We start from the raw sequence: 24,241 nt of genomic DNA on the forward strand, positions 1-24,241 counted from the left end.
AGCCCGCAATGACCATCCCCAGCGAATACGGATCTGCCGGCCCACGGCGTCTCGCCGTCGTCGGCAGCGGCATCGCCGGCCTCTACGCCGCGCTGCTCGCGGCGGAGGCGGGCGCCGAGGTGGTGCTGCTGACCAAGGGCGCGCTCGCCGAGAGCAACACGTACTTCGCCCAGGGCGGCATTTCCGCCGTCCTGGACGAGCCGTCGCCCGGTGACACGGTGGCCGCCCACATCGCGGACACGCTGAAGGCCGGCGCCGGGCACTGCAACCCGGCGGCTGTCCGGGTGCTGTGCACCGAGGCGCGCCGGGACATCGCTGGGCTCGGACGCTTCGGCGTCCGCTTTGACCTGGACGACGACGGCGACCCCGCCCTGGGTCTCGAAGCAGCCCACTCCGCGCCGCGGATCCTGCACGCCGGCGGCGATGCCACCGGCGCCGGGATCGCCAACGCCCTGATCTGCGCCGTGCTGGCAGCGCAGGCCACGGGCAGGATCCGGCTGCTGGGGCACGCCAGCGTCACAGCCCTTCGGCAGCAGGGCCGGCGGGTCACGGGCGTCGAGTTCCTGCAGGGCGGCCGGCTTGGCAGCATCCAGGCCGACGCCGTGCTGCTGGCCACCGGCGGGGCAGGGCAGCTGTTCGCGCAGACCACCAACCCGTCCGTTGCCACTGCCGACGGCCTGGGCCTTGCCTGGCGCGCGGGTGCCGCGGTGGCGGACCTGGAGTTCTTCCAGTTCCACCCCACCTGCCTCGTCCGGCCGGACAGGGGTGCCGTCCGGCCGGACAGGGGTGCCGTCCGGCCGGACAGGGGAACAAAGTCCGACGGCGGCCGGGACCCGCTGCTGATCTCCGAGGCAGTGCGCGGCGAGGGTGCCATCCTCGTTGACGCCCGGGGCCGCCGATTCCTGCACGGCTACCATCCCGACGGCGAACTCGCCCCGCGCGACGTCGTATCCCGCAGCATCGCCCTGCACCTGGCCGCGCTCGGCGACCCCAACGGCCACGTCTACCTCGACGCCCGGGGGATCGAAGCCGCCAGGGGAGCAGGCTTCCTGGAGCGCCGCTTCCCCACCATCACCCGCGGCACCCGCGAGGCCGGCGTCGACTGGACCCGGGAACTGGTCCCCGTCGCGCCGGCGGCGCACTACTGGATGGGCGGTGTCTCCACCGACCTGCACGGCCGCACCACGGTCCCCGGACTCTTCGCGGCCGGCGAAGTCGCCTGCACCGGCGTCCAGGGGGCCAACCGGCTTGCCAGTAACTCGCTTCTCGAAGGACTGGTGTTCGGGCGGCGGGCTGTTGAGACGTTCCTTGGCGACGTAACTTTCCTTGGGGCGTCGCAAGACAGCACTACTCCGCGTCCCCACGATCCCCCTAACCTCGCAAGCTCGGCCAGGGAACCCGGATCGTGTGGGCCCACGGCCGCTGGCGGCCTCCCCTTGACGCACCCTTCCGTAGTACTGTCCCGCGACCGGCTGCCCCGAACCGAACCTATTGATGGGGGCCCCGCGGAATCGGGGGTCTTTTCCCGGAGTTCCCTCCGGCGGGTGATGACCGCCAAGGCTGGGGTGCTTCGCAGTGGCGAGCTATTGCGGGAAGCGGGGGCCGCGCTGGCGGCGTGGGCCGCCGTCGTACGTCCTGACCGCGTGCCGGGAGCGGACGATCCCCGCGCCCATGAGGACGCCAACCTGCTGCTCGCCGCGCAGCTGCTGGTCCACGCCGCGGGGGAGCGGCGGGCGTCGCTCGGCGCGCACTACCGCGATGACGGCCTGCTGGAACCGGTCGCCAGCCTGGACGGCCAGGCACACGACCTAGACGAAGAATTCAGAATGAGCCCGAAAGCGAGCCTTGTCCATGACTAGCCTGACCCTCCCTGCAGCACCCGTCCGCGAGATCCTCGAACGGGCCTTTGCGGAGGACGCGCCCAGCGGTGACATCACCTCGCAGCTGCTGATCCCGGCCGAGGCCCGCGCCACCGCCGTGCTCAACGCCCGCGTCCCGGGAGTCTTCAGCGGCGGCAGCGTGTTCCGCGACGCGATGCTGATGGTGGACCCGGACACGCAGGTGGAGCTGCTCGTGGCCGACGGCGAAGCGTTCGCGGCGGGAACAAAGCTCGCCCGGGTCACCGGCCGGGCGCGCAGCGTGCTGCTTGCCGAGCGGGTCGGGCTGAACCTCGCACAGCGGATGAGCGCGATCGCCACCAGGACGGCCGAATTCGTGGCACTCGCCGCCGGCACCAAGGCCCGCATCACGGACACCCGCAAGACCACCCCCGGCCTGCGGGTCCTGGAACGGTACGCCGTCCGGTGCGGCGGCGGCGCCAACCACCGCTACAGCCTGTCCGACGCGGTGCTGGCCAAGGACAACCACCTGGCCGTCATGACCGGGGGAGACCCGGCAAAGCTGACCGCGCTGCTCGCCGGCGCAAAGGCCCAGCTGGGACACACCACGCACTTCGAGGTGGAGGTGGACAGCGCCGAGCAGATCGAACCCGTGCTGGCCGCCGGCGTGGACACCATCATGCTGGACAACTTCAGCCTGGAGGAACTCCGTGACGGCGTCCGGCAGGTCGCCGGGCGGGCCGTGGTGGAGGCCAGCGGAAACGTCAACCTGCGAACCGTGGCGGACATCGCCGCCGCGGGCGTGGACGTCATCTCCGTCGGAGCCCTGACGCACAGCGTCACGGCCCTGGACCTCGGCCTGGACGTCGAACTGACAGTGGGGTGAACGCACCATGATCTTCCTGGACGCAGCAGCCACAACACCCGTCCGCCGGGAGGTGCTGGAGGCCATGTGGCCCTACCTCACCGGCGAATTCGGGAACCCGTCAAGCCACCACTCGCTCGGTGACTCCGCCGCGCGGGCGCTCACGGATGCCCGCAAGACGGTGGCCGCCGTGCTGGGCTGCCGGCCCGGGGAGATCACCTTCACGTCGGGCGGCACGGAGGCGGACAACCTTGCCGTCAAGGGCATTGCGCTGGCCCGGCAGGCGGCGGACCCGGCGCTGAACCGGGTGGTGATCAGCGCCGTCGAGCATCCCGCCGTGGAGGAGTCCGCACGCTACCTGGAACGCTTCCACGGCTTCACCGTGGACGTGGTGCCGGTGGACGGAAACGGGACGGTCACCCCGGATGCGCTCGCCGCGGTGCTGCGGGAGGAAACGGCGCTGGTCAGCATCATGTACGCCAACAACGAGGTGGGGACCGTTCAGCCGGTGGCCGATCTGGCGGCCCTGGCGAAGGAGCGGGGCATCCCCTTCCACACCGACGCCGTGCAGGCCGCAGGCTGGCTGCCCCTGGACGTGCGCGCGCTCGGCGTGGACGCGTTAAGCATCTCGGGGCACAAGCTCGGGGCGCCCAAGGGCAACGGCGTCCTGTTCGTCCGGGGCCGGACCCGCATGGAGCCGCTCGTGCACGGCGGCGGCCAGGAACGTGGCCGGCGGTCCGGCACCGAGAACGTTGCGGGCGCCGTGGCCCTGGCCGCCGCGCTCACCCTGGCACACGCCGACCAGCCCGCGCTCGCAGCCCGCGTCACGGGTCTCCGCGACCGGTTTGTCGCCGCGGTACTGGGCGGCGTGCCCGGTGCGCTGCTGACCGGGCACCCGTCCGAACGGCTGCCCTCCGTGGCGTCGTTCTGCTTCCCCGGCACCAGCGGGGAGTCCGTGCTCCTGGAACTCGAGCGTCAGGGCGTGGTCTGCTCCAGCGGCTCGGCGTGCGCGGCAGGATCGGATGCGCCGTCACCGGTGCTGGTGGCACTGGGCATCGAAGCGGAGGTGGCGCAGACCGCCGTGCGGTTCAGCTTTGACTCGTCGGTGACCGCCGCTGACCTGGACGCTGCCGCCGCCGCGGTGAGGGCCGCCGTCGGAAGCGTCCGGAACCTGGGCGGCGTGCCGGTCAGCTAGCGGCGCTGACGGGGTTGGTGAGCTCGCCGATCCCGCCCACCCGGCAGGTGACGGTGTCGCCCGGCCGGATGCCGGTGCTGGCCGCCGGGAACCCGGTGAGCACCAGGTCGCCGGGGTGCAGGGTCATGAACGACGTCAGGTAGACGAGGATCTCGTCCACCTTCCAGCCGAGGTCTGCGGTGCTTGCCGCCGGCAGTTCGGTGCCGTTGTGGACGACGCCGACGGGAAGGTCCGCGTGGTCCAGCCCGGTGACGATCCACGGCCCGGCCGGCGTGAACGTGTCCTGGCTCTTGGCACTCAGCCAAAGTTCATCGGATTTTTGCCGGTTGCGCGCGGTGACGTCGTTGCCGATGGTGTAGCCAAGAATCGCGGTCCGTGCGTTGTTCAGGGTCAGGTTTTTCGCTGTCCGGCCGACGACCACGGCCAGTTCCGCCTCCGGCTCCACCAGGCCGATTCCGGCCGGCAGTTCGATCGCCTCGCCCGGCCCGATCACGCTGGTGGCCGCCTTGTGGAAGGCCTGGGCGGGAAGGTCCCGGCCGGCCTGCCCGGTGTTGTGGGCCATCCCCAGGACATTGGCCGGGACGCTCGGCGCGAGGAAGGTGAAGCTGTCCTCGGAGACCTCAGTCCCGGGCTCCCATCCTTGCCTGTGGTTGCTGTTGGCGTTGGCGCGCGAGCCCGGGAACGGGGACTCCACCACCGTCCAGGTCCGTCCTGCCGCACACTCGAAGTCCGTGGCGTAGCTGGCCACGAAGAACTGTTCGGGAAGTTCGGCGGTGCCTGAGTGTGGGTTTGTGTCCAGGGCCGCGGACGACGGGGCTGGGGTTACGGGGCGGACACGTGCAATCCGCTGGGCAGGTGGGGTCATTCAGCCATCGTATGTGCCGGCCGGAACTGCCACGAACCGTGTGGCGTCAGTACAGTTCGCCGACCGGAATCTCCACGGCCAGCCGGTTGGCGGGGCCGGCAAGCGGGCAGGCCCAGGCCTCGTTGTAGGCGCACGAGGGGTTGTAGGCGAAGTTGAAGTCCAGCACGTACTGGGCGTCCGACCCGGAACCGCGGACGCCGTGGAAGGCACCCTTGATGGTGTCCAGGAGGTAGCGGCCGGCACCGTAGCTTCCACCGGGCTTCCCGGCCGTGGCGTCACGGAACGGGACGAAGATCCCGCCGCCGTAGCCCTTCAGCTTCCACACCGCCAGCTGCCCCATCTCGGGAAGGTCGAACGTTCCCAGCCGGAGGAATCTGACCAGCCCGTCCGTCCCGGTCTCAACGTTCATCTCCTGCCCGGCGCCCTCCTTGGTGAGGGGCACATAGAAACGGTAGATGGGATCGTAGTCTGCGGTCTTGAGACCGTAGAAGGACGCCTTGGCCTCGGCCGTCAGTGCCGACGCGGCGTGGGTGCCGAACATGCGGTCGCGCTCCTGGCGCCAGTAGGCGTGGGCTTCCGCGGGGCTGTCCGCGGCGATCTTGCGCACCGTGTCGTAGAGGGCGAAGGTCCTCAGCCGCCAGTCGGCAATGTCGAGGGCGGACATGTTCGCCAGTGTCTGCTCTGCTGCGTCCAGCTCATGTTCGGCCATGACCTCAGCCTAGTTGCTGTTTCACCTGCGAAACGCTGACCTGTGCCTTCGGGTTGGGCAGGGCGTCCCGGCTAGGCTGGAGCCATGACAGGGATCACGGCCTCCGGACGTACTGGCATCGCCGCCGTCGTGCTGTTGACGGCGGGACTGATGGCCGGCTGCAGCAGCGACGGCAAGGGCGGGCCCGCCTGGACGGCGGAGCCGGGCACCAGCCCGGCGAGCGGGGCGGCCTCGGGGTCCGCGAGCCCCTCCGCCGCCGCGTCGGAGGGTTCCTCAGCCTCACCCGGCGCCACGGCGGCGGCGTGGAAGGTCTTCACCGACCCTGCCAAGACAGTGAGCTTCGAACTTCCGCAGGACTGGATTGCCCAGTCGGTGGACCCCGACAAGGGAACCCTTCCCGGTGCGGTGAAGATTGAGGTCAAGGACAAGGAAGGCACGTACCTGGCCACCCTGCAGACCGGCCTGCCCAACATCACCGCAGCGAGCTGCGCCGCTTCCGCCCGCAAGCCCTACGTCGTCGTCAGCAGCGTGCCCATGGAGCTGCCGCACAGCGGAGGGCAGGGGACCATCGACCCGCACGTGGTGTTCAGGGTGATCCAGGGCTACCGCTACTTTGGCTCCTACGGCATCACCAATCTGGTGGGCGGCGCTGATTCCAAGGCCTGCCAGCTGCAGAATGTGGTGCAGGGCCTGGCGGGCAGGGGGAACTACTCGTTCAGCGACGTGCGCTCGCTGAAGCCGTTCGCGCCGGACGAAAAAGTGGCTCCGGCCAAAGCCTTCGACACCCTCGACCAGGCCGCCGGCTACGTCAACAAGGGCTCCGAATTCGCCAACGTCCAGCGGATGCTAATGTCTCTGGAGATCAAGAGCTAGTCGCGTTGCGCCTCCGGCACACCCAGCCCGCAGCCGCGACTGACTGACGCCGCCGCCGCCCCACACCCCGGAGACCCATGGAACGAACTGTTGCTGCCCGCCTGATATTCAAGACCGTGGCCGACACCAAGGTGGCGATGGCCATCTCCGTGGCAAGGAACGCCGGCTACACGTCCTTTGTGGAGGACCTCAGCGTGACGGCTGACGGGGAGCAGGTTCCACTTACTGAGCTTTCGGACCACCACGGCGGCAGGTTCCACTACATGGAGTTTGCCGACCCCACCGAGGTAACGGTGGATTACTCAGCGACCGTCGGGGGCCGTGCCGAGCCCGAGGAAGCCTCGCTGATGGAGCTGATCCGCTATGTCCGGCCCAGCCGCTACGCAGAGTCTGACAGGCTGCTTCCCACTTCGTATGCGGAGTTCGGCGGACTCCAGGGCGGGGAGCTCCTGCACGCCGTGCGCAAATGGGTCTTCAACGAACTGCGCTACGTCAGCGGTTCCTCCCGCGGAACGGACGGCGCCGTGGAAACCCTGCTGCACCGGCGGGGCGTCTGCCGGGACTATGCGCACCTGGCCATCTCGCTGCTGCGCGCCAAGAACGTGCCTGCCCGGCTGGCGGCCGTGTATGCGCCGGGTCTTTCCCCGATGGACTTCCACGCCGTGGCCGAAGCCCATGTCAACGGGGCCTGGCACGTCATCGACCCCACGGGCCTGGCGCCTCGGGACGCCATGCTCCGGATCACCGCGGGGCGCGACTCCTCGGACACCGCCTTCCTGTCCACGGTGGGCGGCAGCCTCTCCCTCCGGGAGATCCGTGTTTCCGCCACGGTGGACGGCGAGCTGCCGGCGGAGGATCCGGACAAACTGGCCGTTCTCCGCTGACGTCAGCTTTGCAGCGTAAGCAGCCTCCCGCCGTCGGCCGTCCGACGTCGGCACTGTCACCTGCCGTCCGACGGCGCCGCCGGCCGTCCCGCTAACGGGACGGCTGGTGACTAACGCAACGGCAGGGACGCACGCAGCTTCTCGGTGAGGCGCAAGAGTTCCCGCTGCTCCGCCGGGGTCAGGGCCGGGGCAACCAGCTCGGCGATGTCCCGCACGTGCTCCCGGCCGATTTCCTTCTGCAGCGCCGCGCCCTCCTCCGTGAGTTTGAGCAGCACGCCCCGGCCGTCGTCCGGGGCGGGCGTGCGTTCCACGAGGCCGCGTTTCTCCAGGCGGTCCACCAGCCTGCTCAGACTGGACTGGCTCAGCAGCACGTTGTCGTTCAGCTCGTTCAGCCGTAGCCAGCCGGACGGGCACCGCGACAGGGTGAACAGCACATCGTACTCGTTCACCGCCAGGTTCCGGAAGGCGGGGCCGGACTGCAGCCGGCGCATCACGGCCACCTGTGCCCGGAACAGCGACTCCCAGGTTTCGGCCGCCAGTCGGACCGTGGACATCGACGGCCCGGACGCCGCCGGGGCGTTCCGGGGTGTCATCGCGACTCCGTCGGGGAGGCGGCGGCAGCGCCCTCACCTGCTGTGCCTTCGGTGGCGGTGCCTTCACCTGCGATACGGGCGGCAACGCGTCCGGCGTGCGTGGGCGGAGCCGGGATGTGGGCGGCCGTGCGGTCGGCGTACTCCTTGCGCAGGACCGGCAGGACTTCCTCGCCGAACAGGTCCAGCTGCTCCAGAACGGTCTTCAGCGGCAGGCCGGCGTGGTCGATCAGGAACAGCTGGCGCTGGTAGTCGCCGAAGAACTCACGGAACGTGAGGGTCTTTTCGATGACCTCCTGCGGGCTGCCGACGGTGAGCGGCGTCTGGGACGTGAAGTCCTCCAGCGACGGGCCGTGGCCGTAGACGGGGGCGTTGTCGAAGTACGGCCGGAATTCCCGGACGGCGTCCTGGGAGTTCTTCCGCATGAAGAACTGTCCGCCCAGCCCCACGATCGCCTGGTCCGCCTTGCCGTGGCCGTAGTGCTCGTAGCGCTCGCGGTAGAGTCCGATCAGCTGCTGGTAGTGCTCCTTGGGCCAGAAGATGTTGTTCGCGAAGAACCCGTCGCCGTAGTAGGCGGCCACCTCCGCTATCTGCGGCGTCCGGATGGAGCCGTGCCAGACAAACGGGGCCACGCCGTCGAGCGGGCGCGGGGTGGAGGTGAAGTTCTGCAGCGGCGTGCGGAACTTGCCGGACCAGTTGACGGTGTCCTCATCCCACAGCTTGCGCAGCAGGCTGTAGTTCTCGATGGCGAGTTCGATCCCGTCCTGGATGTTCTTGCCGAACCAGGGGTAGACCGGGGCCGTGTTGCCGCGGCCCAGGACCAGGTCCACGCGGCCGTCGGAGAGGTGCTGCAGCATGGCGAAGTCCTCGGCGATCTTGACCGGATCGTTCGTGGTGATCAGCGTGGTGGCCGTGGACAGCGTGATGCGCTCGGTCTGCGCGGCGATGTACGCGAGCGTGGTGGTGGGGGAGGAGGAGAAGAACGGCCGGTTGTGGTGCTCGCCGATGGCGTAGACATCCATGCCGATTTCTTCGACCTTCTTGGCGATCGCCACGGATGCCTTGATGCGCTCGTGCTCGGTGGGGGTCCGGCCCGTGGTGGGGTCCTGGGTGATGTCGCTGACGCTGAATACGCCGATCTGCATGATGAGCCTTCCGTTCGCCGGGGTTGTTCGGGCCTGCTTTAACCAGTGTACCCGATTTACATGCATTTGCATGTAATGCCCTCAACGTTCCCGGCGCCAGGATATTCCCGCCCTCCCGGACCGGCCAGGTAAGACCATTGACACGTGTGCAGCCCGGGCGTTCCATGGGCACACGGGGCCTGCGACCTTCCGGGGGAGGTGCAACTGTCGATGAAGGCAGTGAAGAATGCCAAACCGGTCTCCGTGGTGGTCGGCGGCGCTTTGCTCGTCACCGGAGGCTTTGGTTTTTGGCTGGCTGCCCTGCCCTCCGTGGCAGCAGACGCAAAGGCGGTTGCATTCACCTTCTTCTTCGGGGCTGTGGCCGTGGTTCACGGTGGTGTCATATTATCCTGGCGTCTGCGGTCCCGGGACAGGGTGCTGATGCGGATGCAGTTGGCGGACATCCTGCCGGGGATCCTGCCCCTCGTTATGTTCGCATCGGAATTTCTGGCCGTACCGGCCCTCGCCAGCCCGGCCCGCCCTTACATGTGGATGGCCGGCCTGCTGCTGGCCTCGGCTGGGATAACTGTGATGGCCGCAGAGAAGGTGGCGCCGTCGGAGATACCGCCGCTGCGGCGCGGACGTTACCGGGACTGGCTGAGATGGCAGGCATTCGGTCTCGGCACGCTGTTGCTGTCGTTGGTTATTCCCGCCATGTTCTTCTCCTACCCGTCCGCGCCTGGTGCCGCGGCGCCGCTGATCGTCGGGTTGGCGCTTGCGCAGTCAGCCGTGAGTATCTGGCGCATCATTGAACAACGCCAGGTTTCCAAGGCCGGCGTGCGTCTGTCGGGTCTCCAGATCAGCTGGCTCAGGGTCATCCACATCAGGCGCGGCCATGAGGCGGCGGTGCGCGAATTGCGCACGATGTATCCCAAGATTGGGCCCCTGTATGCCGACGCCGTCATCGAAAACCTGTATCGCACGGAGGAGGAGCCGCGGGACGCAGCGTAAGCCCGGTGCCGGCAGCGGCGTCAACCGGCAGGGGCTTATTCCGGGGAGCCGGGGGCGGCACGGCGTCCGCTGAGCTTGGGCACCATGCCGGTGGTCCAGTCGGCGAACTCGGCATCGACGTCGTCGTCGGCGGGGGAGAAGCCGGGCCGCTGCTTGAGCTGGCGCATCAGTTCCTTCTTCTCCTTCCGACCCTCCACCAGGCGGTACAGCACGGGGACGAGCACCAGCGTCAGCGCCGTGGAGGAGACCAGTCCGCCGATCACCACGATGGCCAGCGGCTGGGAAATGAACCCGCCGCCGCCCGTCATGCCAAGCGCCATGGGGGTCAGTGCGAAGACCGTGGCCAGCGCCGTCATGAGGATGGGGCGGAGCCGCTGCCGGGCGCCGTGGGTGATGGCGTCGGCGACGCTCATCGCGGGCTTGGCGCCGCGCGGTTTCCGGTACTGGTTGATCAGGTCGATCAGCACAATGGCGTTGGTCACCACAATGCCCACCAGCATCAGCATGCCGATCAGCGACGGCAGCCCCAGCGGAACCCGCGTGACCAGGAGCAGCGCCACCGCTCCGGTGGCGGCGAACGGCACGGAAACGAGGAGGATCAGCGGCTGCACGAGGGACTTGAACGTCGCCACCATGATCACGTAGACGATGGCGATGGCGGCCAGCAGCGCGAGGCCGAGCTGCCGGAACGATTCCGCCTGCTGGGTGGTGGCGCCGCCGATCTCCGCGGTCACTCCGGCGGGCAGCTTCACGCCCTTGAGCCGCTGCTGCACCTCGGCGCTGAGAGCGCCCAGGTTGGATCCCGACGGCGTGATGGACACCTGGGCGGTCCGCTGGCCGTTGCTGGAGGTGATGGAAACGGGGACGTCCACCTGCTCGACGGCGGCAATCCGGCTGAGCGGGACGGCGCCGGAGGCGGTGGGGAGCGGGATGTCGCGGACGGCAGCGATGCTGGTGAAGCGTTTGCCTTCGCCGATCTGGACGGGGAAGTCGTCCGTGTCGATGCGGACGGTGCCGGCGGGAACGGGGCTGATGGTGGAGGCCAGGACGCCCGCCACCTGCTCTTCGGTCAGGCCCGCGGCAACCGCCTTGGCCCGGTCAACCTTAACCTGCACCACGGGCTGGCTGGCAGCCAGGTTGGTGGTCACCTCGCTGCTTCCGGGTACCCCGGCCATGGCCTGGACCATGGCGTCGCTGGCCTTCTTCAGGCCTTCGGAGGTAGCCGCCTTGAGGGTGATGTCCACGGTGGAGGACGTGCCGAAGCCGCCCTGCTGCGAACCGACGGAGATCTTCCCGGCGGCGCCTGCCGCGGCCAGCTCGCTGCGGACGGTGTCCTGCAGCTTGCCCTGGTTCGCTTTTTCGTCGGTGACCACCGTGAACGAGGAATTGGAGGCGCCCGAGGACGTCAGCGCGGTGAAGCCCGCCTGCGCATTGCCGGAGGTCACCTGCACATCCTTAATCCCCTCGATGCCCAGGAGCACGTCCTCGACCTTCCGGGCCGCTGCGCTGGTGTCGTCGAGGCCCGTGCCGGCGGGAAGTTCCTGCTTGACCGTCATGCTGTTCTCGCCTGAACGCCCCAGCAGGTCGGTGGCGAGCAGCGGCGTCATGGCAGCGGTCCCGCCGAGGACCAGGACCGCGGCGATCAGGGTGAGCACCGGGTGCTTCTGGGTCTTGTTCAGGACCGGGAGATAGCCGCGCTGAAGGATGCTGCGCTGCTCGGCCTGGTGCGCCTGCGCCTGGACTTCCAGGGCGGAGCGGGGAGCATCGCCCGCGCCTGCATCGGCGGGGCTCTTCAGGAACCAGTACGCCAGTACGGGGACGATGGTCAGGGACACCAGCAGCGAGGAGAGCAGCGCAATGGTGACGGTCAGCGCGAACGGACGGAACAGTTCACCCGCGAGGTCGCCCACAAAGGCGATGGGGAGGAAGACGGCCACGGTGGTCAGCGTGGAGGCCGTGATGGCGCCGGCCACCTCACGGATGGAGGTGAGGATCGCGGTGAGCTTGGCTTCGCCGTAGCTGAGGTGCCGCTTGATGTTCTCGATCACCACGATTGAGTCGTCCACCACCCGGCCAATAGCGATGGTCAGTGCCCCGAGCGTGAGGATGTTCAGGGAATAGCCGGTGCCGGAGAGGCCGATGAAGGTGATCAGCAGCGACAGCGGAATGGAGACGGCGGTGACCAGCGTGGAGCGGACGGACATGAGGAAGAGAAGGATGACGGCAACCGCGAAACCGAGGCCCAGCAGACCCTCCGTGGTGAGGTCCTTGATGGATTTTTCGATGAAGGGTGCCTGGTCGAAGACGGGGGTGAACCTGGCGTTCGAGCCAAGCTCCGCCTCGAGCTGCGGCAGCAGATCCTTGACCGCGTGCGATATCGCCACGGTGTCGCCCTCGGGCTTCTTCGTCACGGAAATGGCCAGTGTTTCGAGGCCGTTCGTCCGGGTGATGGAGGTGCGGGCGTCATCCTTGATGCTGACATCGGCCACGGAACCAATGGTGGTGCCCGGGCTGGCCCCGCTGAGCGGCAGGGCCTTCACCGCAGCCACGGAGTCGACAGGGCTGCCGATCTGCAGGGACAGGCTTTTGCCCTTCTCCTCGATCGTGCCCGCCGGAATAAGGTCGCCGTTATTGGTCAGGGCGTTCCGCACGGACTGGATGCTGGCGCCGCCGGCAGCCATTTTGGCCGCGCTCGGCTGGATGAGGATGTGCCGGGTGGCGCCGCCCGTCACGTCGGCGCCACGGACGCCGTCGAGCTTTTGCAGCCTCGGCACCGACAGCCGCTGGAGGTCGGTGTTCAGCTCGCTCAGCGGCTTGTCCGAGGAGACGGCGAGGAAGACGATCGGGAAGTCGCTGATGCTGCCGGCGATGGCCTGGGGCTGGACGTCGTCCGGCAGTGTGCGCCTGGCGTTGGAAATGGCGCGGTCGATCTGGTTCCGGGCCCGGTCCAGGTTGGAGCCGTAGGTGAACACCAGGCTGATCTGCGAGACGCCGTTGCGGGAGGTGGACGACGTCGACTCCAGGCCTTCGACGCCGTTCAGCGCATTCTCGAGTGGCCTGCTGACCTGTTTGTCCACCACCTCCGGCGACGCCCCGGGCATCGACGTGATCACCGTGATCCGCGGGAACTCAATCGAGGGAATGAGTTCCTGCTTCAGCGAAGACATGGTGATCACCCCGAACACCGAGGCGAAGACCGTGATCAGCGCGATGAGCGCGCGGTTCCCGAGGGATAGGTGGGCCAGCCGGAACATCGCATGATCTCCTGGGTCGACGGACTGTTTGCTTCGGTGGTGCCTGCCGAAACCCGCGCCGGGTCAGCCCAGGACGGTCAGCCCTGCACGGTCAGCCAGGACGGTCAGCTCTGCACAGTCACCGCTGGACTGCGGGCGATGCTTCCAGCTGGAGGCTCTTGGCGGTGGCCTTCTCGAGCTCCGCCGCCAGCTCCGGGTTTTCGTTGAGCTTGACGCCATAGCCCGGCATCATTTCCTTGAGCTTGGACTGCCAGCCCTTGAAGTTCTTGGGGAAGGACTTCTGCAGGAGTTCGATCATGATGGGCACGGCCGTGGAGGCACCAGGTGAAGCGCCGAGGAGGGCGCCGATGGAACCGTCGCGGGCGGCAATCACCTCGGTGCCGAACTGCAGCACACCGCCCTTCTTCGGATCCTTCTTGATGATCTGCACACGCTGGCCGGCGGTGATGAGTTCCCAGTCGCCGTCCTTGGCCTCGGGGTAGTACTCGCGCAGCGCCTCCACCTTGTCGGCGTGGCGCTTGGCCACTTCCTTGACCAGGTAGGCGGTCAGGTCCATGTTGTCCTTGGCCACGGCCAGCATTGGGATGATGTTGCTCGGCCGGATGGACAGCGGAAGGTCGAGATAGCTGCCGTTCTTCAGGAAGTTCGTGGAGAAGCCGGCGTACGGGCCGAACAGCAGGGAGCGCTTGCCGTTGACGTAGCGGGTGTCCAGGTGCGGCACGGACATCGGGGGGGCGCCGACAGAAGCCTGGCCGTAGACCTTGGCGTTGTGCTGGGACGCGAGGGACGGGTCCGTGCAGCGGAAGAACTGGCCGGACACCGGGAAACCGCCGAATCCCTTGCTTTCCGGAATGCCGGAAGCCTGCAGCAGGTGCAGTGCGCCGCCGCCGGCGCCGACGAAGACGAACTTGGCGCGGATGCTGCCGCGCTCACCGGAAGCCGGGTGCTTGAGCGAAAGGTCCCAGCCGCCGTCGGACGCCCTGCGGACATCGGTGACGTCGTGGCCGTAGTTGATTTCGACGCCGTTGTTTGCCAGGTAGCCGGTGAGCTCACGGGTCAGGGCGCCGAAGTCGACGTCGGTGCCCTCTGCCGCGCGGGTTGCGGCGACGCGCTGCTTCGTGTCGCGGCCCTTCACGATCAGCGGCGCCCACTTGGCGATCTGCGCGAAGTCCTCGGAGTACTCCATGCTCCGGAACAGGGTGTGCTCCTTGAGCGCGTTGTACCGGGTCTTGAGGAAGTTCGAGTTGTCGTCGCCGATGACGAAGCTCATGTGCGGAACGGTGTTGATGAAACCCTTGGGGGAGCCGATCAGCGAGTTGTCCACCAGGTGGGACCAGAACTGGCGGGACAGCTGGTACTGCTCGTTGATGTGCAGCGCCTTGGCGGGGTTGACCGAGCCGTCTTTGGCTGCGGGGGAGTAATTAAGCTCGCACAGCGCGGCGTGTCCGGTGCCGGCGTTGTTCCACGGCCCTGAGCTCTCCAGGCCGGCCTCGTCGAGCCGCTCGAACAGGGAAATGGTCCAGTTGGGTTCGAGCTGCTTGATGAACGCACCCAGCGTGGCGCTCATGATGCCGCCGCCAATAAGAACGACGTCGGCATGTTGGGTCTTGGAAATGAAGGTCACAATCAGTCTCCGATAGGCGGCTCTGGCTGTCACAGAATATCCCTGCACCGCCCACTAACTGAAATTGGGCCCCGGCGTCAAGACCTCAGCTGGACCTTGGTGAAAACTTCATTTAATACCGGCGAGGCGGGATAGCTGACCACCCGGTCGGACAGGGCCAGTGCGGAGATCGGGAAAGCGATGGGAACTGCGGGCAGGGACTCCGCGATCTGGGCGTTGATGGTCTGGTACTGAGCCGTGCGTTCCTGGCCGTCCGGGAGTCCGCGCGCGCGGTCGATCTTGGCGAAGACCTGCGGGTCCTGATACCCGAACTCACCGTTTTTCTCGCCGAAGAGCGGCGCGAGGAAGTTGTCCGCGTCGGCATAGGAGCCGTTCCAGCCGAGCAGATGCAGGGCATGGTCGCCGGGGTTCTTCACCTTCTGCAGGTAGCCGTCCGTCCAATCGACGGGAACGGGCTGGATGTTCAGGCCCACTGCCGTGAGCTGGCGGCTGATTTCCGCGTAGACCTTCTCCGGAGTCGGCAGGTAGGGCCGCGTGACGTTCATGGGGTAGTAGAACTTCAGCGCCTGGCCCTTGTACCCGGCGTCGGCCAGCAGTTCCTTCGCCTTGGCGGGATCATGCCCCAGCGCGGGAGCGTTGTTGTTGAACCCGCTCAGCTTCGGCGGAACGAACTGCGAGGCCTGCGCGGTGTTGTCGATGAAGAAGCGCCTGATCAGCGTGTCCTTGTCGATGGCCAACTCGATGGCCTGCCGGATTTTGAGGTCCTTCAGGACCGGAATGTCCTGGTTCATGCCGAGATACATCACGGAGAACGGATCCCGCTGGATAATCTGCTTGCCGCGTTTGACCAGTTGGTCGAAGTTCCCCACCGTTACGGCGTCATAGCCGTCGATCCTGCCGTCCAGCAGTGCCTGCAGCCGCGTCTGCGGGTGGTCGTAGGGGACGAATTTGAGCGTGGAAATCTGGCCCCGGGCGCCCCAGTATCCCTTGTTGGTCACCAGGGAGACGCCCGCGCTGTCCCAGGAGGAGAAGCGGAAGGGGCCGGTGCCTACGGGATGCGTTGCGTAGCCGGAAAGTGCCTGGTTGCCACGGCGCAGGCTGAGCTGGTCAGCCTTCCCGGCGGCGAGTGCCTTGGGGGAGGAGATGGCAAACGCGGGAAGCGTCAGGGCCTGGAGGAAACCGGTGAAGCGCTCCGTGAGGCTGATCCGCACCCGCAGCGCCGACAGGGCAGTGCAGGATTTGAAGACGGACAGCTCCGCATGGTCGGCGTGCTCCTTGAAGACGCCCTTGAAGGTGGTTCCCGGAGCCTGCTTCCGCAGCGCCTCTGAAAACTTGAACCAGCGCTCGAAATTGGTGCAGACGGACTCAGCGTTGAACGCCGAGCCGTCGTGGAATTTGATGCCCGGGCGAAGGGTGAAGGTGTAGGACATGCCGTCCGACGATTCCGTCCACTCCGTGGCCAGCAGCGGTGTGGGCTCGCCCGTTGTCTGGTCTACGCCCACCAGGCCTTCCAGGATCTGCCGGGTGACCCGCTGCGATTCGACGTCGTTGGCCAGGGCGGGGTCCAGGCCCAGCGGCTGCGAGGCGGTGCCGAACGTGAAGGTCTCTGAAGGCGCAGCGGCGGCAGTTGTGGTGCTCGCCGCGGCGGACGACGGCGTGGGCTGGGCTTCGCTCGTGCAGGACGTGAGGGACAGGCCCAGTAGGACGGCGCCGGTCTTGAGGGCCGTACGGCGCGGGATACTGCTGCTGGGCACTCGATTACCACCTCTGGACTGCTGGGGTGCGCGTGGGCGGCTGCTTGCCCGCCACCCAGTCTAATTGACGGATCGCACGCGCTTGGCTTACGCGTGAGCCAGGACACGCCGGGCGGCTGGCGGCACAAGAAGAGGCCGCGGTCCGCACCTGTCGGATGCGGACTGCGGCCTCTGTGCAGGGCCTGGGTCCCGGAACGGGCTCAGCGATTACTTGGGCATCAGCACCGAGTCCACGAGGTACACGGTGGCGTTGGCCGTCTGGACGCCGCCGCAGATCACGTTGGCGCCGTCCACCTTGAGGGCATCCTTGGTGCCGGTCACGGTGACCGACCCGCCCTGCACGGTCTTGTGCGTGCCCACAATCTTGTCCGGGGTGATCTGGCCGGGGACCACGTGGTAGGTGAGGATCTTGCTCAGCAGGGCATCGTCCTTCTTGAGGGTCCCGATCGTTGCTGCATCAACCTTGGCGAAGGCAGCGTCAACCGGCGCGAACACCGTGAACTCGCTGCCGTTCAGCGTGTCTACGAGATTGACCTTCGGGTTCAGCTTGCCGGAGACCGCGGCGGTGAGCGTCTTCAGCAGCGGGTTGTTCGAGGCGGCGACGGCCACGGGGTCCAGGGCCATGCCCGCGACGGAGCCTTTGCCGCTGGGAACCTGCTTGGCGTAGTCGGCACAGCCGGGTCCGGCGAGGTTGGCTGCGGGATCCATGGCCGCCGTCGAGGTTTCCGACGGTGACGGCGCCCTGCTGGAGGCGGAGGGCGCCATGCTGGACGGTTCAGCGGCGGCCGACGAGCTGCTGGACGTGCCGGCGGAGCCGCCGCACGCGGTGAGGCTCAGCAGAGCGGCGGCTGCAATGCCTGCGACGGTGAAGGTTGAGCGCTTGAAAGACTGCATTTCGATTCTCCTTAGTTGTGCCGACGAACAGGACCGAAGGGAGTCCGGCTTCCTCCGGCGATCCTTTTCCGACTGTGGGTCACCGGCCTGAAGTTCCAGGCTGTTGGGCGGTGTCTCACTGGGTATTCGCCTGGTCGGCAGCAACGGATGGGTGAACCGGGAATAATTTTTTGGCGGCGCGTTAAACAGAAAAAATCCCGGGCCGTAGCCCGGGATTTCGCTGTCGATCACCGCAGTGCGCAAGGGGGGACTTGAACCCCCACGCCCGAAGGCACAGGAACCTAAATCCTGCGTGTCTGCCAATTTCACCACTCGCGCCTGGCACCACCTGGTCCGCCCCTGCACGCTGTCAGCAGCAGGAAAAACGTACGACGGCGGATGCCAGCCTCAATTGTACCGTCACCTGTGCGGTCCTTGCGGCAGGCGCGGAGAGGTGGTCAGGCGCAGGGTTTCAGACCTCTTCGAGCTTGAGGTCCTTGCGCAGCTTGGCGACGTGCCCGGTGGCCCGGACGTTGTACTGGGCCACGGCGACTTTGCCGTCCGGATCCACCACCACGGTGGAACGGATGAGGCCCTCGTAGGTGCGGCCGTAGTTCTTCTTCTCGCCCCACGCAGCGTATGCCTCGGCAACTGCATGGTCTTCGTCCGAAAGGAGGGGGAAGGTGAGGCCTTCGGCGTCGGCGAACTTGGCAAGCTTGCCCACGGGGTCGGGGGAAATTCCCAGCACCTCGTAGCCGGCGGCCTGAAGGGACGCCAGGCTGTCCCGGAAGTCGCAGGCCTGCTTGGTGCATCCGGGCGTGGCAGCGGCCGGATAGAAATAAACGATAGTGTTCCGGCCGTGGTAATCGCTGAGGCTGACGTCCGCTCCCGTGGCGTCCTTCAGCGTGAAGCCGGGGGCGGTGTCGCCCGGCGTGAGTTTTTCAGCCAACGTTGTCTCCTTGTTTTGGTGCAGGACATTTCAGCTTAGTAAGGCTTCGTGTCGGGTACTAATCAGGCTTAGTTATACTTGGTGGTATGCCTGATATGGATCGCTGGCCCACAGGGCGCCTCTTGTCAACGGCGGCCCGCCTTGTTGAGCACTCATGGAACGAGAAGCTGGGCGCCATTGGCCTGACGCACGCCGGCGTTATCGCCATCGAAGTGCTCTACAACAGCGGTCCCATGACGCAGGCGCAGCTTGCCCAGCTTGTCCGGGTGCAGGCGCAAACCATGGGCAAGACGCTGAGCCGCCTCGAGTCGCACGGGCACATCGTGCGCCAGCGCAGCACCTCGGACCGGCGCAGCCACGTCGTCTCGCTCACGGAGCGCGGCACCGAAGCCGTCATGGCCGCAGCGGACATGGAACGCTCCGTCCTCGCCGCCGCGTCCATTGACCCGGATCTGCTCCGCCAGGAACTTCAGGCCGTGGTCCGGGAGCTGGCGAAGCGCTTCGCATCCCCGGAGACCAACGCCATCGTTGCCGGTGCCGACTCCGGGCTGACCGTCGAGGCAAATTCTTAGTTCTTCCCGTAACCGGTGGCTAACCGCCTGCCCGGGGAGCAGCAGTGGTACAGCTGGACATAGCTGAGCCACGCGAACTGGCTGTCGTCGTAGCCCAGCACTGACACATCTGCCGGAACCTGAAATCCCTGTGCCCGAAGGCTCTCAATGACCCCGAGGCTGACCTCTCGTCAAAGGCGATGACGGCCGGGTTCGGGCCCGGCACGGGCGAGATCAACTACAGCCCTCGCCAAAGCGCTCGCGGACGTCGGCTATGCCGGCGTCATAGGGTTTGAGCGGGGGCTTCGGGCGGAGCGGGGCCTGCTGCGGGGACGAACCCTCTCTCGGCGTTCGGGCACGCCTTCACCGGTAACCACACGGATGAAAAACTAATATCGTCCTAATGTTAGGACAAACGTTGACAAGAGTGATCCGAGTCACCATGATCGGAGATATCAACACTCCCGGCCGGTGCGGTGTGGCACGGCGGGAACCCGGATCAAAGGAGATTTTCGGTGAAGAAATTTTCATGGCGGCGGGTGGCACTGGTTGCCGCCGTCGTGCCGATGATGGCTCTGAGTGCCTGTTCGTCCAGCGGCGGCAGGGCTCCGGAGAACGCGAATGCCGGCGCCGGAGGCCAGGCTGCGTCGACACCGCGGATCAAGGTTGCGCTCATCACGCACGCCGCTCCCGGAGACACCTTCTGGGATATTGTCCGCAAGGGCGCTGAGGAGGCCGCAGCCAAGGACAACGTCGAGCTGCTGTACACCTCTGACCCCGAAGGCGGCCGGCAGGCCCAGCTGATCCAGCAGGCCGTGGACCAGAAGGTGGACGGCATCGCAGTCACCCTGGCCAAACCGGACGCCCTGAAGGATGCACTGAAGAAGGCCACGGACGCCGGAATTCCGGTAGTGAGCCTCAACGCCGGTGAATCCGTGTTTGCCCAGCTGGGAGCGTTCACGCACTTCGGTTCGAATGAGAAGCTCGCCGGCGAAGCAGTGGGCGACAAGCTCAATTCCCTCGGACTCAAGCATGCGGTCTGCGTCATCCAGGAGCAGGGGCACGTTGGCCTCGAAGCCCGTTGTGCCGGTGTCAAGTCCAAGGTTCCGGCCACCGAGATCCTGTACGTGCAGGGCACGGACATGACGCAGGTGTCCTCCACCGTCACCGCCAAACTGCAGGCCACGCCTGACGCCGACGTCATCATCGGGCTGGGTGCGCCCTACACGCTGACCATCCTCAAGGCGGTGACCGCGGCCGGCAGCAAAGCCAAGGTGGCCTCCTTCGATATGAACGCCGAGCTGGCCCAGAAGATCGCCGACGGTGCCGTGGAATTCACCGTCGACCAGCAGCCCTGGCTGCAGGGCTACGGCTCGGTGGACGCCCTGTGGCAGGCCAAGCGCGGCGGCTTCAAGCTCGGCGGCGGCCAGCCCGTCCTGACCGGCCCCACCATCGTGGACAAGGCCGGAGCGGCCAACGCCCTCACGTTCGCGCAGCAGGGTATCCGCTAGCAGCCCGCCAGCCCGGTCCGGCGGAAACGCCGGACCGGGCAGCAAGGAGCATTCCAATGACCATGACCCGGACCATTACCAAACCGGCGGTGACCGACGAGCGTGTCGGCAGGCGCAACCCTTTGCAGAAGCTGTTGGGCCGTCCCGAGGTGGGCGCGCTTGTCGGTGCGATTGTCTTGTTTGTGTTTTTCGCGTCGGTGTCCCAGACCTTTACCCAGCCGAACGCGTTCGCGACGGTGCTGTATGGGTCCTCGACGATCGGCATCATGGCGGTGGGGGTGTCGCTGCTGATGATCGGCGGTGAGTTTGACCTTTCCACCGGTGTGGCGGTGATCAGTTCGGCGCTGACCGCGTCCCTGTTCAGCTGGTACTTCAGCATGAACGTTTGGGTCGGGGTGGGCCTGGCCCTGCTCGTTTCGCTGGGTATCGGGTTCATCAACGGGTGGATCCTGATCAAGACCAAGCTGCCGAGCTTCATCGTCACGCTGGCGACGTTTTTGATGCTGACCGGCCTGAACCTCGGCCTGACCCGGCTGGTTGGCGGGTCTGTGTCCTCGCCGTCGATCTCCACGATGGACGGGTTCTCATCGGCCCAGGCGATCTTTGCTTCCTCGGTCACGCTGGGCGGGGTGGAGGTCAAGATCACGGTGTTCATCTGGATCGCGTTGGTGGCGGTGGCGTCGTGGGTGCTGCTGCGGACCCGGGTGGGGAACTGGATTTTTGCTGCCGGCGGCGACGCGAACGCGGCCCGGGCGGTTGGTGTTCCGGTGACCAAGACCAAGATCGGGTTGTTCGTGGCCGTGGGTTTCTGCGGTTGGATTCTGGGCATGCACAACCTGTTCGCATTCGACGCCGTGCAGTCCGGCGAGGGCGTGGGCAACGAATTCCTGTACATCATCGCCGCCGTGATCGGGGGGTGCCTGCTGACTGGAGGTTACGGATCCGCAGTGGGCGGCGCGATCGGCGCCTTCATCTTCGGCATGGCCAACAAGGGCATCGTGTATGCGCAGTGGAACCCGGACTGGTTCAAGTTCTTCCTTGGCCTGATGCTGCTCCTGGCCACCATCGTGAACCTGATCGTCAAGCGCCGCGCAGACTCAAGTAAGGGCTGAACACCATGGACGCTAAACAAATCCACCAGCAGGAACTCCTCAGGGACGAGAAGGACCCGTTGACCCACACCCCGGTGCACCTGCTCTCGCTGGAGAGCGTGGCGAAGCACTACGGCAACATCGTCGCCCTCACGGACGTCACGATGGCCGTGGACAACGGCAGGGTGACTTGCGTGCTCGGGGACAACGGCGCGGGCAAGTCCACGCTGATCAAGATCATCGCCGGCCTGCACCAGCACGACGAGGGTGTCCTTCACATCATGGGTGAGGAGCGGAAATTCGATTCGCCCCGTGACGCCCTGGATGCCGGCATCGCCACCGTCTACCAGGACCTCGCAGTCGTTCCGCTGATGCCCATCTGGCGTAACTTCTTCCTAGGCTCCGAGCTGACCACGGGCTTCGGCCCCTTCAAGCGCCTGGACGTCCAAGCCATGAAGGACGTCACAAAGCAGGAACTGGCGGACATGGGTATCGACCTGCGCGATGTGGAACAGCCCATCGGGCAGCTGTCCGGCGGTGAACGCCAGTGCGTGGCGATCGCCCGGGCCGTGTACTTCGGCGCCAAGGTCCTGATCCTGGACGAACCCACCGCCGCCCTCGGCGTGAAGCAGTCCGGCGTGGTCCTGCGGTACATTCTGCAGGCCAGGGACCGGGGGCTCGGGGTCATTTTCATCACCCACAACCCGCACCACGCGTTCCCGGTCGGGGACAGGTTCCTGCTCCTGAAACGCGGCCGCTCGATCGGCTACTACGAGAAAAAGGACATCACGCTCGAAGAACTCACCGCCCAGATGGCCGGCGGCGCCGAACTCGCCGAGCTCGCCCACGAACTCGAACAACTCGGCGGCCACACCGACGCCCTCAAGGAAGTTCAAGCCGAAGTGGCCGACGTGACCGACTCCGCCAGCGAAGGCTCAGTCGCCGGCCAGGCGTCGAAGTAGGGGAGCCGCATGAAGGAAGTAACTCTTGGACTCGTCGGAGTGGGCCGGATCGGCGCCATGCACGCCCGGAATATCACCGGACTGAATGAGCTTTTGGGGCCGCAGGGCACCTCCGTGCAGCTCAACCTGACCGACGTTGCCATAGAGCATGCCCGCTCGCTGGCCGACGGAATGGGTGCCGGGTTCCTGCCCTCGGTTGAAGCCCTGGTGGACTCCGGCATCGACGGCCTCGTCATCGCCACCGGGACCGCCACGCACCCCGAGCTGATCAGGGCAGGCGTGGACGCGGGAATCCCGGTTTTCTGCGAAAAGCCGGTCGCCGTCAACGTGGCGGAATCACTGCCCGTGCTCGACCATATCCGGGCTGCGGGCGGCCGAGTCCAGATCGGGCACCAGCGCCGGTTCGATCCGGGTTACCTGGAGGCCAAGCGTGCCTTCGACGCCGGGGAGCTGGGATGGCTCCACACGGTCAGGGCGGTAACCTGCGACATGGCGCCGCCGCCGGTGGAGTTCCTCGCGACCTCCGGCGGGCTGTTCCGGGACTGCTCCGTCCACGACTTCGACATCCTCCGGTGGCTCACCGGCAAGGAAATCGTGGAAGTTTTCGCCAAGGGATCCAACAACGGTGACCCCGCCATTGGCGCCGTCGGCGACGTCGACACCGCGCTGGCAGTGGTGACGTTCGACGACGGCAGCGTCGGAACCGTCTCGGCCACCCGTTACAACGGGGCGGGCCACGACGTCCGCCTGGAACTCCAGGGATCCGCGGGTTCCATCATGGTGGGGATGGACGCGCAGATGGCGATGTCCTCTGCCGAACCGGGCGTGGGTTTTCCCGCGGGACCGCCGCACCGCACGTTCGCCGAGCGGTTCCAGACGGCATACCGCGCCGAGCTGGCGGCCTTCGTGGAAGTGGTGCTCGGGCAGCGGGAGAACCCGTGCACACCCGAGGACGCCGTCGCGGCGTCGATGGTGGCGGACGCCGCCCAGGAGTCGCTGCAGTCCGGGGAGCCGGTGCGGGTCGCGCTCCAGCCGGCGGGCTGACGCGGGGAGAAGCCGCGCCTGTCGTCTGCGGGGACCCGTCCTCTGCCCGCATGCCAAAGGAAAACATAAGGGCTCGCCGGTAACCTCCCTGCATCCATTAACCGGGGCTGCGGCTGTCCCCAAGGCCAGGAGGGAACACGATGAAAACTTTGCTGCGCGGGGGCGGGCTTCTGGTGCGTCTTGGGGGTGCTGCGGACGCCCGCCTTGTGCGGGTGCTGCGCCCGGCGGCGTTGCCTTCGCTGCGTATTCTGCTGGGCGTCCTTTTCATGTGGTTCGGGGCGCTGAAAGTGGCAGGCGTATCGCCGGTCGCGGCGATGGTCGCCGGAACCCTGCCATGGGCGGACCCGCACGCGGTGGTCCCTGTTCTCGGTGCGGTCGAAGTGCTGCTCGGCGCGGCGCTCGTCACCGGGGTGGCGCTTCGCTTGGCACTGCCGGTCCTCGCCGCGCACCTGTGCGGAACGTTCCTGACCTTCGTGATGCTGCCCGGACTGATGTTTGCCCAGGGCGACCCGCTGCTTCTGACAGAGGATGGCGAGTTCGTCATGAAGAATCTCGTCCTTATCGGGGCGACACTGGCCTTGATCGCCCATGCTCCCGCCAGATCACGGAACCGCGCCCCGGCATGGCCGCTGCCGGTACCCTCCCGTGCGGCCGTTAAGAAATAGTGCGGCCCT

At 66.9% G+C, this 24,241-nt stretch carries 22 protein-coding genes and 1 tRNA gene; 12 read left to right on the forward strand and 11 right to left on the reverse strand.

Going from position 1 to position 24,241, the window contains the following annotated elements; all coding sequences use genetic code 11:
• Positions 1–8: 8 nt before the first annotated feature.
• The 3 genes from ACFTSA_RS10810 to ACFTSA_RS10820 are packed head-to-tail and all read left to right on the forward strand — an operon-like array spanning position 9 to position 3,898.
• Complete coding sequence (locus ACFTSA_RS10810) at positions 9–1,859, forward strand: L-aspartate oxidase (RefSeq protein WP_377951260.1); 1,851 nt, start codon at positions 9–11, stop codon at positions 1,857–1,859.
• A complete protein-coding gene (gene nadC / locus ACFTSA_RS10815; RefSeq protein ID WP_377951261.1) occupies positions 1,852–2,724 on the forward strand; it encodes a carboxylating nicotinate-nucleotide diphosphorylase in 873 nt (290 codons plus the stop codon). Before ACFTSA_RS10810 ends, nadC begins: the two co-directional genes overlap by 8 nt.
• A gap of 7 nt (positions 2,725–2,731) precedes the next feature.
• On the forward strand, positions 2,732–3,898 hold the full coding sequence (locus ACFTSA_RS10820) for a cysteine desulfurase family protein (RefSeq protein WP_377951262.1): 1,167 nt from the start codon (positions 2,732–2,734) through the stop codon (positions 3,896–3,898).
• On the opposite strand, the gene ACFTSA_RS10825 is transcribed toward ACFTSA_RS10820, so the two are convergent.
• Together ACFTSA_RS10825 and ACFTSA_RS10830 are read right to left on the reverse strand one after the other, a co-directional pair.
• Positions 3,891–4,763 (reverse strand): fumarylacetoacetate hydrolase family protein, encoded by an 873-nt coding sequence (locus tag ACFTSA_RS10825; protein WP_377951263.1) that lies wholly within the window; start codon positions 4,761–4,763, stop codon positions 3,891–3,893. The two genes, ACFTSA_RS10820 and ACFTSA_RS10825, sit on opposite strands and share 8 nt — an antisense overlap.
• Before the next feature lie 46 nt (positions 4,764–4,809).
• Positions 4,810–5,472, reverse strand: a complete 663-nt coding sequence (locus tag ACFTSA_RS10830) for a DUF1684 domain-containing protein (RefSeq protein WP_377951264.1) — start codon at positions 5,470–5,472, stop codon at positions 4,810–4,812.
• Positions 5,473–5,556: 84 nt separating this feature from the next.
• Between ACFTSA_RS10830 and ACFTSA_RS10835 the strand changes: the two genes are divergently transcribed.
• Complete coding sequence (locus ACFTSA_RS10835; protein WP_377951265.1) at positions 5,557–6,345, forward strand: hypothetical protein; 789 nt, start codon at positions 5,557–5,559, stop codon at positions 6,343–6,345.
• Positions 6,346–6,422: 77 nt separating this feature from the next.
• Complete coding sequence (locus ACFTSA_RS10840) at positions 6,423–7,229, forward strand: transglutaminase family protein (protein ID WP_377951266.1); 807 nt, start codon at positions 6,423–6,425, stop codon at positions 7,227–7,229.
• A gap of 110 nt (positions 7,230–7,339) precedes the next feature.
• Here ACFTSA_RS10840 and ACFTSA_RS10845 read toward each other — a convergent pair whose 3' ends face one another.
• Positions 7,340–7,822, reverse strand: coding sequence for a MarR family winged helix-turn-helix transcriptional regulator (locus ACFTSA_RS10845; RefSeq protein WP_377951267.1), 483 nt, complete (start codon positions 7,820–7,822; stop codon positions 7,340–7,342).
• Positions 7,819–8,964, reverse strand: a complete 1,146-nt coding sequence (locus ACFTSA_RS10850) for an LLM class flavin-dependent oxidoreductase (RefSeq protein WP_377951268.1) — start codon at positions 8,962–8,964, stop codon at positions 7,819–7,821. The genes ACFTSA_RS10845 and ACFTSA_RS10850 overlap by 4 nt, the downstream gene beginning before the upstream one ends.
• A gap of 243 nt (positions 8,965–9,207) precedes the next feature.
• Here ACFTSA_RS10850 and ACFTSA_RS10855 point away from each other — a divergent pair, with 243 nt between their 5' ends.
• On the forward strand, positions 9,208–9,954 hold the full coding sequence (locus ACFTSA_RS10855; RefSeq protein WP_377951269.1) for a hypothetical protein: 747 nt from the start codon (positions 9,208–9,210) through the stop codon (positions 9,952–9,954).
• A gap of 35 nt (positions 9,955–9,989) precedes the next feature.
• Here the strand turns inward: ACFTSA_RS10855 and ACFTSA_RS10860 are convergent, their stop codons facing one another.
• The 6 genes from ACFTSA_RS10860 to bcp form a co-directional block, all read right to left on the reverse strand.
• Positions 9,990–13,208, reverse strand: a complete 3,219-nt coding sequence (locus ACFTSA_RS10860) for an efflux RND transporter permease subunit (protein ID WP_377951270.1) — start codon at positions 13,206–13,208, stop codon at positions 9,990–9,992.
• A 118-nt stretch (positions 13,209–13,326) separates the two neighbouring features.
• The gene (locus tag ACFTSA_RS10865) at positions 13,327–14,832 is read right to left on the reverse strand and encodes a malate:quinone oxidoreductase (RefSeq protein ID WP_377951271.1); all 1,506 of its coding nucleotides are present in this window, start codon (positions 14,830–14,832) and stop codon (positions 13,327–13,329) included.
• 77 nt (positions 14,833–14,909) lie between these two features.
• Positions 14,910–16,586 carry an ABC transporter substrate-binding protein gene (locus ACFTSA_RS10870; RefSeq protein WP_377951272.1) on the reverse strand — a complete coding sequence of 559 codons (1,677 nt, stop codon included), beginning with the start codon at positions 16,584–16,586 and terminating at the stop codon, positions 14,910–14,912.
• Between the two features lie 207 nt (positions 16,587–16,793).
• Positions 16,794–17,480 (reverse strand): fasciclin domain-containing protein, encoded by a 687-nt coding sequence (locus ACFTSA_RS10875; RefSeq protein ID WP_377951273.1) that lies wholly within the window; start codon positions 17,478–17,480, stop codon positions 16,794–16,796.
• Between the two features lie 236 nt (positions 17,481–17,716).
• Positions 17,717–17,798 (reverse strand) — tRNA-Leu (locus ACFTSA_RS10880).
• A gap of 133 nt (positions 17,799–17,931) precedes the next feature.
• Complete coding sequence (bcp, locus tag ACFTSA_RS10885) at positions 17,932–18,408, reverse strand: thioredoxin-dependent thiol peroxidase (RefSeq protein WP_377951275.1); 477 nt, start codon at positions 18,406–18,408, stop codon at positions 17,932–17,934.
• Positions 18,409–18,503: 95 nt separating this feature from the next.
• On the opposite strand from bcp, the gene ACFTSA_RS10890 reads away from it, so the two are divergent.
• Positions 18,504–18,980 (forward strand): MarR family transcriptional regulator, encoded by a 477-nt coding sequence (locus ACFTSA_RS10890; RefSeq protein WP_314191690.1) that lies wholly within the window; start codon positions 18,504–18,506, stop codon positions 18,978–18,980.
• Here ACFTSA_RS10890 and ACFTSA_RS10895 read toward each other — a convergent pair.
• Positions 18,977–19,129 (reverse strand): hypothetical protein, encoded by a 153-nt coding sequence (locus ACFTSA_RS10895; protein ID WP_377951350.1) that lies wholly within the window; start codon positions 19,127–19,129, stop codon positions 18,977–18,979. The genes ACFTSA_RS10890 and ACFTSA_RS10895 overlap by 4 nt on opposite strands.
• A 345-nt stretch (positions 19,130–19,474) precedes the next feature.
• Between ACFTSA_RS10895 and ACFTSA_RS10900 the strand changes: the two genes are divergently transcribed.
• The 5 genes from ACFTSA_RS10900 (at position 19,475) to ACFTSA_RS10920 (ending at position 24,232) form a co-directional block, all read left to right on the forward strand.
• On the forward strand, positions 19,475–20,470 hold the full coding sequence (locus tag ACFTSA_RS10900; RefSeq protein WP_377951276.1) for a substrate-binding domain-containing protein: 996 nt from the start codon (positions 19,475–19,477) through the stop codon (positions 20,468–20,470).
• 56 nt (positions 20,471–20,526) lie between these two features.
• A complete protein-coding gene (locus ACFTSA_RS10905) occupies positions 20,527–21,582 on the forward strand; it encodes an ABC transporter permease (RefSeq protein WP_377951277.1) in 1,056 nt (351 codons plus the stop codon).
• 5 nt (positions 21,583–21,587) lie between these two features.
• Positions 21,588–22,523 carry an ATP-binding cassette domain-containing protein gene (locus ACFTSA_RS10910; protein ID WP_377951278.1) on the forward strand — a complete coding sequence of 312 codons (936 nt, stop codon included), beginning with the start codon at positions 21,588–21,590 and terminating at the stop codon, positions 22,521–22,523.
• Between the two features lie 9 nt (positions 22,524–22,532).
• Complete coding sequence (locus ACFTSA_RS10915) at positions 22,533–23,567, forward strand: Gfo/Idh/MocA family oxidoreductase (RefSeq protein WP_377951279.1); 1,035 nt, start codon at positions 22,533–22,535, stop codon at positions 23,565–23,567.
• Between the two features lie 140 nt (positions 23,568–23,707).
• Positions 23,708–24,232 (forward strand): DoxX family protein, encoded by a 525-nt coding sequence (locus tag ACFTSA_RS10920; RefSeq protein WP_377951280.1) that lies wholly within the window; start codon positions 23,708–23,710, stop codon positions 24,230–24,232.
• The last annotated feature ends 9 nt before the right edge of the window (positions 24,233–24,241 follow it).

This window comes from Arthrobacter sp. NPDC057013 (assembly GCF_042674585.1).
Classification (GTDB): Bacteria; Actinomycetota; Actinomycetes; order Actinomycetales; family Micrococcaceae; genus Arthrobacter.

Bases quoted from the DNA above. Each gene is read 5' to 3' on its own strand.
- nadC (WP_377951261.1), top strand. From the start codon at position 1,852: ATGACTAGCCTGACCCTCCCTGCAGCACCCGTCCGCGAGATCCTCGAA.
- ACFTSA_RS10810 (WP_377951260.1), top strand. From the start codon at position 9: ATGACCATCCCCAGCGAATACGGATCTGCCGGCCCACGGCGTCTCGCC.
- ACFTSA_RS10850 (WP_377951268.1), bottom strand. From the start codon at position 8,964: ATGCAGATCGGCGTATTCAGCGTCAGCGACATCACCCAGGACCCCACC.
- ACFTSA_RS10860 (WP_377951270.1), bottom strand. From the start codon at position 13,208: ATGTTCCGGCTGGCCCACCTATCCCTCGGGAACCGCGCGCTCATCGCG.
- ACFTSA_RS10875 (WP_377951273.1), bottom strand. From the start codon at position 17,480: ATGCAGTCTTTCAAGCGCTCAACCTTCACCGTCGCAGGCATTGCAGCC.
- ACFTSA_RS10835 (WP_377951265.1), top strand. From the start codon at position 5,557: ATGACAGGGATCACGGCCTCCGGACGTACTGGCATCGCCGCCGTCGTG.
- ACFTSA_RS10825 (WP_377951263.1), bottom strand. From the start codon at position 4,763: ATGACCCCACCTGCCCAGCGGATTGCACGTGTCCGCCCCGTAACCCCA.
- ACFTSA_RS10845 (WP_377951267.1), bottom strand. From the start codon at position 7,822: ATGACACCCCGGAACGCCCCGGCGGCGTCCGGGCCGTCGATGTCCACG.
- ACFTSA_RS10910 (WP_377951278.1), top strand. From the start codon at position 21,588: ATGGACGCTAAACAAATCCACCAGCAGGAACTCCTCAGGGACGAGAAG.
- ACFTSA_RS10905 (WP_377951277.1), top strand. From the start codon at position 20,527: ATGACCATGACCCGGACCATTACCAAACCGGCGGTGACCGACGAGCGT.
- ACFTSA_RS10840 (WP_377951266.1), top strand. From the start codon at position 6,423: ATGGAACGAACTGTTGCTGCCCGCCTGATATTCAAGACCGTGGCCGAC.
- ACFTSA_RS10820 (WP_377951262.1), top strand. From the start codon at position 2,732: ATGATCTTCCTGGACGCAGCAGCCACAACACCCGTCCGCCGGGAGGTG.
- ACFTSA_RS10830 (WP_377951264.1), bottom strand. From the start codon at position 5,472: ATGGCCGAACATGAGCTGGACGCAGCAGAGCAGACACTGGCGAACATG.
- ACFTSA_RS10920 (WP_377951280.1), top strand. From the start codon at position 23,708: ATGAAAACTTTGCTGCGCGGGGGCGGGCTTCTGGTGCGTCTTGGGGGT.
- ACFTSA_RS10890 (WP_314191690.1), top strand. From the start codon at position 18,504: ATGGATCGCTGGCCCACAGGGCGCCTCTTGTCAACGGCGGCCCGCCTT.
- ACFTSA_RS10915 (WP_377951279.1), top strand. From the start codon at position 22,533: ATGAAGGAAGTAACTCTTGGACTCGTCGGAGTGGGCCGGATCGGCGCC.